Origin of the sequence: Bordetella sp. 02P26C-1 (assembly GCF_009763255.1) — a bacterium.
Classification (GTDB): domain Bacteria; phylum Pseudomonadota; class Gammaproteobacteria; order Burkholderiales; family Burkholderiaceae_B; genus Bordetella_A.
This window is the reverse complement of record NZ_WSJB01000039.1, coordinates 128,970-138,809: the sequence shown is the minus strand read 5'-3', so window position 1 is coordinate 138,809 and position 9,840 is coordinate 128,970. Positions and strand designations below refer to the sequence as shown.

The 9,840-nt window shown below is 61.9% G+C and carries 9 protein-coding genes; 1 reads left to right on the top strand and 8 read right to left on the bottom strand.

The window, feature by feature from the left end; translation table 11 throughout:
- Positions 1-54 precede the first annotated feature (54 nt).
- The 3 genes from GOQ28_RS18455 to GOQ28_RS18445 are packed head-to-tail and all read right to left on the bottom strand — an operon-like array spanning position 55 to position 2,603.
- Complete coding sequence (locus GOQ28_RS18455) at positions 55-1,164, bottom strand: S-(hydroxymethyl)glutathione dehydrogenase/class III alcohol dehydrogenase (protein ID WP_160350109.1); 1,110 nt, start codon at positions 1,162-1,164, stop codon at positions 55-57.
- A gap of 55 nt (positions 1,165-1,219) precedes the next feature.
- Positions 1,220-1,495 (bottom strand): formaldehyde-responsive transcriptional repressor FrmR, encoded by a 276-nt coding sequence (frmR, locus tag GOQ28_RS18450; RefSeq protein ID WP_160357464.1) that lies wholly within the window; start codon positions 1,493-1,495, stop codon positions 1,220-1,222.
- Positions 1,496-1,553: 58 nt separating this feature from the next.
- A complete protein-coding gene (locus GOQ28_RS18445; protein ID WP_160357463.1) occupies positions 1,554-2,603 on the bottom strand; it encodes an NAD(P)-dependent alcohol dehydrogenase in 1,050 nt (349 codons plus the stop codon).
- Between the two features lie 291 nt (positions 2,604-2,894).
- On the opposite strand from GOQ28_RS18445, the gene GOQ28_RS18440 reads away from it, so the two are divergent.
- A complete protein-coding gene (locus GOQ28_RS18440; RefSeq protein WP_160350112.1) occupies positions 2,895-4,334 on the top strand; it encodes an NAD-dependent succinate-semialdehyde dehydrogenase in 1,440 nt (479 codons plus the stop codon).
- Between the two features lie 139 nt (positions 4,335-4,473).
- Here GOQ28_RS18440 and GOQ28_RS18435 read toward each other — a convergent pair whose 3' ends face one another.
- The 5 genes from GOQ28_RS18435 to GOQ28_RS18415 all read right to left on the bottom strand — a co-directional run bounded on the left by GOQ28_RS18435 (position 4,474) and on the right by GOQ28_RS18415 (position 9,770).
- On the bottom strand, positions 4,474-4,893 hold the full coding sequence (locus GOQ28_RS18435) for a YgiW/YdeI family stress tolerance OB fold protein (RefSeq protein WP_160357462.1): 420 nt from the start codon (positions 4,891-4,893) through the stop codon (positions 4,474-4,476).
- Between the two features lie 45 nt (positions 4,894-4,938).
- On the bottom strand, positions 4,939-6,300 hold the full coding sequence (locus tag GOQ28_RS18430; RefSeq protein WP_236844415.1) for an ATP-binding protein: 1,362 nt from the start codon (positions 6,298-6,300) through the stop codon (positions 4,939-4,941).
- Between the two features lie 97 nt (positions 6,301-6,397).
- Positions 6,398-7,054 (bottom strand): response regulator, encoded by a 657-nt coding sequence (locus GOQ28_RS18425; RefSeq protein ID WP_160357460.1) that lies wholly within the window; start codon positions 7,052-7,054, stop codon positions 6,398-6,400.
- A 99-nt stretch (positions 7,055-7,153) separates the two neighbouring features.
- Complete coding sequence (locus GOQ28_RS18420) at positions 7,154-8,134, bottom strand: Bug family tripartite tricarboxylate transporter substrate binding protein (protein ID WP_236844414.1); 981 nt, start codon at positions 8,132-8,134, stop codon at positions 7,154-7,156.
- 91 nt (positions 8,135-8,225) lie between these two features.
- Complete coding sequence (locus GOQ28_RS18415) at positions 8,226-9,770, bottom strand: acetolactate synthase large subunit (RefSeq protein ID WP_160350117.1); 1,545 nt, start codon at positions 9,768-9,770, stop codon at positions 8,226-8,228.
- Positions 9,771-9,840 lie beyond the last annotated feature (70 nt).

Sequence of the window (9,840 nt, the reverse complement as noted above, 5' to 3'; positions counted from 1 at the left end):
ATTAAAAAGGGGCCGAAAAACCCGGCCCCCCAACCCAACTAAAAACCCGTCAGATCAATAATGCACAACGCTGCGAATCGATTTCCCAGCATGCATCAGATCAAACGCGTCATTAATATCCTCAAGCCCCATCGTATGCGTCACAAACGGTTCGAGCTCAATCTTGCCGGCCATCGCATCCTCGACCATCCCGGGCAATTGCGAACGCCCCTTGACGCCCCCGAATGCCGTCCCCAGCCATCGACGCCCCGTCACCAATTGGAACGGCCGCGTGGAAATTTCCTGCCCCGCGCCCGCGACGCCAATAATCACCGATTGACCCCACCCACGATGGGCGCATTCCAACGCCGCGCGCATCACGTTGACATTGCCGATACATTCGAACGAGTGATCCACCCCCCAGCCCGTCATCCCCACGATGACTTCCTGAATCGGCTTGTCATAATCCTTTGGGTTCAAGCAATCCGTCGCGCCAAAGACCTTCGCCAAACCAAACTTATCCGGGTTGGTATCGATCGCGATAATGCGCCCCGCCTTCGCCTGACGCGCGCCCTGAATCACAGCCAGACCGATGCCGCCCAAGCCGAACACCGCCACCGAATCGCCTTCCTGAACCTTTGCCGTGTTATGGACCGCGCCAATGCCGGTCGTCACGCCGCAGCCCAGCAGGCACACGTGTTCCGGGTTCGCCTTCGGATTGATCTTGGCGAGCGACACTTCCGCCACCACCGTGTACTCGCTAAACGTCGAGCAGCCCATGTAGTGATAGACCGGCTGACCGTTGTACGAGAACCGCGTCGTGCCATCGGGCATCACACCCTTGCCCTGCGTCGCACGCACAGCCACGCACAAGTTAGTCTTGCCCGACTTGCAGAACAGACACTCCCCGCATTCGGCCGTATAGAGCGGAATCACATGATCGCCCGGCTTGACGCTTGTCACGCCCTCGCCCACCTCGACCACGATGCCCGCGCCTTCATGGCCCAGCACCACCGGGAACAGGCCCTCGGGATCCTCGCCCGACAACGTGAACGCATCGGTGTGGCAAACCCCGGTATGGGTAATCTTCACCAAGACCTCGCCCTTGCGAGGCGGTTCGACATCGAGCTCAACGATTTGCAGTGGTTGGCCTGCGGCAAAGGCAACAGCGGCGCGTGATTTCATGGAATAGCTCCGTAAAGAAAAGGCTAACGGCGTCAGCCATGCTGACCCAGAGTGGTTATTTCAAGTAGGTGCGCACCAGCGTCACCAGTTCCTGCACGCGCTCATCGTATTGATCCTGCGACGCTGGCGGCTGGCTGAAGCCCTCTCGCAGATGCGATTGCAGCACTTCCGACATCAGCCCGTTGATCGCGCCTCGGATCGCGGCGATCTGCTGCAGCACGGGCCCGCAGTCGGCGCCCGCTTCGAGCGCGCGCTCCAGCGCATCGCACTGCCCGCGCACGCGACGCACACGTGCGAGCACGCGCTTTTTCTCATCCGGTGAATGCGGCATGACACACCTGAACAATATACTAGGTGGGAGTATATATCAGCCCCCGCCTCTCGCAGGCTCACGCACCCAAGGTCGCCGTGTCGATCACAAAGCGATACTTCACATCGCCGCGCAGCATGCGTTCGTACGCCTCATTGATCTCATCAGCGCGAATCATCTCGATATCGGCCACGATGCCGTGCTCCGCGCAAAAGTCGAGCATCTCCTGGGTTTCCGGAATGCCGCCGATCATCGAGCCCGCGATCGAGCGGCGTCTCATGATCAGGTTAAACACATTGGGCGAGGGATGCGGCGTAGCCGGCGCACCGACGAGCACCATGGTGCCATCACGCTTGAGCAAGACCAGGAATGCGTCCAGATCATGAGGCGCGGCCACCGTATTGAGGATCAGGTCAAAGCTTTGCGCGTGCACTGCCATTTCCTCGGCGCTGCGCGACACCACGACCTCGTCCGCCCCCAGGGCCAGCGCGGCTTCGCGCTTGCTGTCCGATGTGGTGAACGCCACCACATGCGCGCCCATTGCATGAGCGAGCTTGATGCCCATATGGCCTAGCCCGCCAATACCGACGACGCCCACCTTCTTGCCGGGGCCCGCGCCCCAGTGACGCAACGGCGAGTAGGTCGTAATACCCGCGCATAGTAAAGGCGCGACCGCAGCCAGCTGGCTGGCGTGATGCCGGATGCGCAACGCGAAACGCTCGTGCACCACGATGCGTTGGGAATACCCGCCCAAGGTCCAGCCCGGCTCGTCCTTGGTGGGCGAGTTGTAGGTGCCCACCATGCCATCGCAATAGTTCTCGAAACCGGCTTCGCAATCCGCACAGCGCTGACAACTATCCACCATGCATCCCACGCCGACAAGATCGCCGATGGTGAAGTTCTTGACCTGCGCGCCGACCGCCGACACCCGGCCCACGATTTCATGCCCGGGCACACAAGGAAACTGCGTGCCCGCCCATTCCGAGCGCACCTGGTGCAAGTCGGAGTGGCACACCCCACAATAAGCGATATCGATCTGGACATCATGCACGCCCGGTTGGCGGCGCGAGATCTGCAACGATTCCAGCGGACGGTCGCCAGCATAAGCGCCATAAGCATTCACAAGCATGGGAGACTCCTCGGGTGTTAGTTCATCAAGCCCCATTGTGCGCTATCGTCAACTTGGGGTCGACCCTAGGTTCCATAGATTTTCCTCGGTTCCACGCCATTTCCGATGCTTTATCCCTATACAATTTCAGTCTGCGTTTTTGACAGATCAGGCCTGCAGTCGTTAACGTTTAATTTCGCCCGCCTTGCAACGGCCATCGCTATTTCCGGTTTTCCACGACTGTCTCAATCCACGGGGCGCGCTCGTATGGGAAACCGATGAATTGATCGCAACATTGCCTTTGGAGCACTCATGAGCAGTTATCCCGACACTCTCCTGTTGATAGACAACGAATGGCGCGAAGCCAAGGGAAATAAACGCATCGATGTCGTCAACCCGGCCACGGGCAGCACGATCGGCCAAGTCGCCTACGCCTCGCGCGAGGATCTGGACGACGCCCTGGCGGCAGCGCAGCGTGGTTTCGAGACCTGGCGCGATATGTCGGCCCATGAGCGCTGCACCATCATGCGCCGTGCCTCGGTGCTGGTGCGCGAACGCGCCGACAGCATCGCCCGCCTGCTGACGCAAGAACAAGGCAAGCCGTTGGGCGAGGCCCGTATCGAAGTCATGGCCGGCGCCGAGATCATCGACTGGTTCGCCAACGAAGCGTTGCGCGTCTATGGCCGTATCGTTCCGGCACGCAATGCGGCCGCCCAGCAGATGGTGCTGAAAGAGCCCGTCGGCCCCGTCGCCGCCTTCACCCCGTGGAACTTCCCGGTTAACCAGGTCGTGCGCAAACTGGGCGCGGCGCTGGCCACCGGCTGCTCGTTCCTGGTCAAGGCACCGGAAGAAACCCCGGCTTCGCCCGCGGCCCTGTTGAACTGCTTTGTGGATGCCGGTATTCCGAAGGGTGTGGTCGGTCTGGTGTTCGGCTCGCCTGCTGAAATCTCCAGCTATCTGATCCCGCATCCGATCATCCGCAAAGTGACCTTCACCGGCTCGACGCCCGTGGGCAAGCAGCTGGCCGCTCTGGCCGGCCAGCACATGAAGCGCGTAACGATGGAACTGGGCGGCCATGCCCCCGTGATCGTGCACGAAGACGCCGATGTCGAATTGGCGGTGAAGGCATCCGGCGCGGCGAAGTTCCGCAACGCCGGTCAGGTTTGCATCTCGCCCACCCGCTTCCTGGTGCATTCGTCGATCAAGGCCGATTTCGAAAAGGCTTTCGTCGCGCATGCCGAAAGCCTGAAAGTGGGCGATGGTCTGGCCGATGGCACCACGCTGGGCCCCCTGGCTAACGACCGCCGTCTGATCGCCATGGACAAGATCGTGGCAAATGCCCGCGAGAAAGGCGCGCGCGTGGTCACCGGCGGCGAGCGTATCGGCACCACGGGTAATTTCTTTGCCCCGACCATTCTGTCCGACGTGCCGCTGGACGCAGATATCTTTAACGAAGAGCCGTTCGGCCCGGTGGCGGGTATCCGCAGCTTCGAAACGCTGGACGAAGCCATCCGCGAAGCTAACCGCCTGCCGTTCGGTCTGGCCGCTTACGCGTTCACCCGTTCGTTCAAGTCCGTGACCGAACTGTCGCGCCGTCTGGAAGTCGGCATGGTGTGGATCAACCAGCCCGCCACGCCTTCGGCCGAGCTGCCGTTCGGCGGCGTGAAGGATTCGGGCTACGGTTCCGAGGGTGGCCCCGAGGCTCTGGAAGCCTATCTGGTCACCAAGGCGGTGTCCGTGGTCGGCGTGTAAGCTTCACGCACTGGGCGCAGCCTTACCGGAGCCGTACCGGCTACGCCCGCAGCATGACAAAAACCTCGGCCGGTCTGCATGACCGGCCGAGGTTTTTTTGTGCGCTGGATATCCGCTGGGAGGCCCGCAATCCGCGGCGTTACATCACGCGAATTCGATCGACGTCGAACTCGACTCCGTGACGATCGCGGTCGAGTTCGCCTTCCAGCTCGACCACGGTTTTCTCATCGATACGCACCCCGGCGGGGAAGCGCTTGTCATCGATCTCGATTTTCATGCGACCCGTGTCGTCTTCAAAGGTGTAGTGGTCGCCGCCGTCATGCGACACGATACGGCCGCGCAACACGGCGTTTTGGTCATCATGGCCGGTTTCTGTCAGCGCCTTGACGGTCGTGACCGGCACCGAAGACGGACCTGCGTAGCCCTGCCGCGCACTGGCGGGCGCGCTGCTGGGGCCCGCATAGCCTTGTGCTTGCGCGCCGGCGACCAGGGCGCAGGACAACGCGGAGGTCACCAACAGGGTACGGGTAAAGCGGGAAAAACGTGCGGTCTGGATCATGCTGGACTCCTATTACGGATAGCTCCGTGGTTGAACATGATGCGATTAAAGCCCGTGAATATTAAGCGAATCTGAGCGTCTGGAGCCGTTATCAGACTCCAATGGAAAATCGATCATCACGCCCAGACCACAGCCATCCAGCCCAGGCCCAAAGCGCAACGTAGCGTGATGCCAATGCGCGACGCGGGCCACGATGGAAAGCCCTAGTCCGCTGCCCTGCACCCCAGTGCCCAGCACCCGGAAAAAACGCTCCGTCAGGCGCGCCATGTCCGCCGGGGCGACGCCCGGTCCGTCATCGCGCACGGACAGCGTCTGCACATGCCGCTGACGCGTGAAGCTGATTTCGACACGGCCGCCTTCCTGACCGTAACGAATGGCGTTGTGCAACAGGTTACGCAGTGCCGTGCAGAGACTGTCATAGTGCCCGCACAGCGTATCCACCTGGCAGTTCACGTCGATCGTCACGCAACGGGCCTGCGCCTCGGCGGCACACAACCTGACTGCCTCATCGATCAACGCATGGGCCTGCACCGGCTCGGACACCAGGGTCTCCGCCGACTCGGGATCCAGACGAGCCAGCTGCAGCAAGTTTTCGACCAGCGCGGTACCGCGTGCGACATCGTCGCGCAGACGCTGCAAATCGGCGGCCGCGGCCTCCGGGCCTTCCTTGGCCAGACGACGCTGCATGACCTGTATGCGCGATGCCAAGGCGGCCAGCGGCGTGCGCAGCTCGTGCGCGGCGTCAGAGGTAAAGCGACGCTCGGATTCCAAGGCGTGCTCCAGCCGGCTGAGCATGCGATTCAACGCAGTGACCACGGTGCGAATTTCGCGTGCCCTCCCCTGATACTCGATGGCGGACAGATCGCTGGGAGATTTCGCCTCGATGCCCCGTGCCAATTGATCCAGCGGCGCGGTCAGGCGTCGGATCAGCCACCAGTTCACCAGCCCTAGCAGCACCCAAAGCGCCACCAGTGGCCACGCCAGGGACTCCAGCATGTCGGCGATAAGATCGGTACGGTCTTCCCATTCCTGACCGATCTGCACGGTAAAGTCGCGAGAGCTGTGCTGGCGCACATACACCCGCCAACGTTTTTTGGACACCCACACATCGTAGAAACGGTCATCGCGACGGCCGGGATCGACAAAAGGCCGCTTGGGCGCGTCGTCGCCTCGGCTGATCACGACCCCGTCCGGCGACACGATTTGATAGTCCAGCCGCAGCGCGGGCTTGCCATCGTCTTTGCGGTCACGCGCAGTCAACGCGTGAGAAGGCGTTCCTTCGCCCAGGGTCAACACGAGGCGCGCGCCTTCTTCCAAGGTGTCATCGAACGTATCGTTGACCTCTTTCCACGCCAGGGCAAGCACGATCGCCGTGCTGACCAGGCCCACGACAATGCTGGAACCCAATGTGGTCGAGATCAGCCGCCGGCGCAGCGAGTAAGTATTGGAATGCGCGTCCGATCGCGATCTACGGGGTAACCGGGGTAATCGAAATCCGCGCATATCAGTCCGCCAGCCGGTAGCCCTGGCGGCGTATCGTCTTGATCACGCCGGGATCGAGCTTGCGGCGCAGGTTATGGATGTGGACTTCGATGGTGTTGCTTTCGACTTCTTCGCCCCAGGCGTATAGCGCGTCTTCTAATTGGCTGCGCGATACGACATGGCCGGGACGCCTGAGCAGCGCCTGCAATACGGCGAATTCGTGCGCGGTCAGATCGATGGAACGGCCTTGGTAGGTCACCTGCTTCGCGACGGGGTCCATCGACAGATCGCCATGCTGCAGACGCGTGTCGGTGCGTCCCTCGTACCGCCGAAGCGCGGCGCGGATACGCGCGGAGAGTTCTTCGAGGTCGAAGGGTTTAACCAGATAATCGTCCGCGCCCAGATCCAGCCCCTCGATACGATCGCGCAATGCGTCGCGGGCTGTGATCATGATGACGGGAATCGTGTTGCGGCGAGCGCGCAGCGTGCGTAATAGCGCATCGCCTGTTAAGCCAGGCAAACCCCGGTCCAGCAACAGACACTGATAGTCGTGCGTGGCAAGCGCGGTCTCGGCCAAGTCGCCCCGCATGACGCGATCGACCACATAGCCATCGAGGGAGAGCCAGGATTCAATGGACTCACCCAGGGAAAGATCGTCTTCGGCCAATAGAATTCGCATATCTTGACTATACGTCCAAAGATGAAGCGAATCTTAAAGCCGGCCACCGCTCTTGCGGCGACTCGGACCGAGGGAGGCTGCCTCGGTCCGCGCGCGACCTTAGTTGGTGGTGATGTTGCGTTCCTGGATCAGCTTGCTCCAGCGCTCGCGCTCGGCGGCTTCGAAGGCGGCCAATTCCTTGCCGGTCTTGTTGCCAGGCGCGGCGCCGACCTTGGACAGCTGCTCTTGCACCGCGGGCGTGGCCAATGCCTTTTTAGCGGCATCGATAAGCTTGGCCTGCACGTCGTCGGGCGTACCGGCGGGCGCGTACAGCGCGAACCAGGCGGTCACGTCGAAGTCTTTGAGCCCCGATTCGGCCAGCGTCGGCACATCGGGCAACGAGGGAGAACGCTCAGCCGAGGTCACGGCCAACGCGCGCACGCGGGAACCGTCTTTGAGCTGGCTGATCGTGCTGGGCAGGTTATCCATCAGCACGTCGATCTGTCCACCGATCAGCGCGGGCATGGATCCCGAGACGCCCTTGAACGGAACATGCAGCATGTCAACGCCAGCGGCCTGTTCGATGTAGGCGCCGGTCAGGTGCACGGAAGAGCCGATGCCGGGCGACGCGTAGGTCACGGGCTCGTTCTTACGCTGCTTGGCGTCAGCAAAAAGGTCCTGAGCGGTCTTCCACTTGGAATCCTGTCGCACCGCAATCACGTTCGGTGTGGTGAACACCATGGCCAGGGGCGCGAAGTCCTTGGCCGGATCGAATTGCATGTCCTTGTACAGGAACTGGTTGATGGTCTGGGTGCCAATCGTGCCCATAGCGATGGTGTATCCATCGGCATCGGCGCGCTTGAGCACGCCCATGCCGATGTTCCCACCAGCGCCGGCGCGGTTATCCACCACGATGGATTGGTTCAAGATGGGACCCATTGCCTGAGCGATCGTGCGCGCGGCAATGTCGGTGGTCCCGCCCGCCGGATACGGCACGATCAGCGTGATCGGACGCGACGGGTAATTGTCAGCCTGGGCGCATAACGCCGTACCGCCAATGACAACGGCGGCCACGATTTGAGATAGCTGACGATATTTCATGGATTGTGTCTCCATCCAGGTAAAAAACAAAAATCACTGAACCTGTGCCGCACCGCACGGGACGTGCCCGTCCGATGCGGCTGCGCCGCTACTACACCATCAGTTCGATGAGGAAGGGCGCTTGCTTGCCAAAGCTGGCGCGCATCAGGTCAGCACATTGATCGAGCGTAGTGGCACGCGCGGCCTCGACACCCATTGCATTGGCCAGGCCCACCCAGTTCAACGACGGGTTGCCCAGATCCAGCATGCTCATTGCCGTTTCGCCCGGGGTCGCGCCCACGTTGGCGTATTCGCCAATGAGAATGTTGTACTTGCTGTTGTTCAGAATGATCGTCGTGCAGGGCAGCTGCTCGCGCGCCTGCGTCCACAGCGACTGCAGGGAGTACATGGCCGAGCCATCAGCCTGCAGGCTGATCACGCGACGCTGCTTCTGCGCGCCGATCGCGGCACCGGTAGCCACGGGCAGGCCATCGCCAATCGCGCCGCCCGCCAGATGCAGCCAGTCGTTAGGCGGCGCGGCATGGCTGAACTTGTAAAAGCCGCGGCCAAAAGACACGCTTTCATCCGAGATGATGGAGTGATCGGGCATCAAGGCAGCGACGGTCTGGGCCAAGCCTTCGGGCGTGGGCGCGCCGGTGGCGGCCTCGGGGCGCGGGCCGGGATCTGGGATCGCGACTTCGGGTGCGTTGAGCACCGAGGCCAAGGCCTGCAACGCGGGCAGCGGATCCTGATCGGGGCGCGTCAGCACTTGCAGTTGCGCGTCCGGGGCGTACTGTGTCGACGGCAGGCCCGGATAGGCAAAGAAGCCCACGGGCGGCCTGGCGTTGACCAGAATGATGTGTTTAAAGCGTTGCAGCGCCTTGATCGCCAGTTCCATCACGTACGGCGTGCGTTCGAGCTGCAAACGGCCACGACCCCGCGACAGATGCGAGGTAACGAAGTCAGCGAGCAAGGTGGCGCCGGTCGCTTGGGCGATGCGCCACAACCACGGATGCGCCGCGCTCAGCACGCCAGTGCCCGCCACCAGAATCAAGGTATCGCGCCCATGCGAACGCAAGGTACGCGCAGCGTTCTCGATCGCGTTGCCATCGACCGGGGCGGGCATGGGTACCGGGAGGGCTTCACCGACCACACCGCCTTCGTTCCACGACACATCGGCGGGCAGAATCAACGTGGCAATCTGGCCGGGAAAACTGCGGGCGGCGGCCACGGCTTCGGCAGCATCACGGCCAAGCTGTGCGCTATCGACACTGGTGCGCACCCATTGCGATACGGTTTGCGCCATGCCGGCCGTATCAGCGGTCAGCGGGGCATCGAAGGGGCGATGATAGGTCGCCTGATCGCCCACGATATTGACGATGCCGCTGCGCGCACGACGAGCGTTGTGCAGGTTACCCATGCCGTTGGCCAGGCCCGGGCCACAGTGCAGCAGCGTGCACGCGGGTTTACGGGCGATGCGGTAGTAGCCGTCGGCCATGCCGGTGACCACGTTTTCCTGCAGGCCTAACACGCATTTCATGCCGGGCACTTGATCCAGGGCGGCGACGAAATGCATTTCGCTCGTGCCCGGGTTCGCAAAACACGTATCGATACCGGAAGCGAGCAACGTTTTAACCAGGCTCTTGGCGCCGTTCATTGGGTACATCTCCGCAGTTTTTTACCAAACTCTTGATTGTTCAATGCTTACGCCCTGGCGTAAAGCAAAA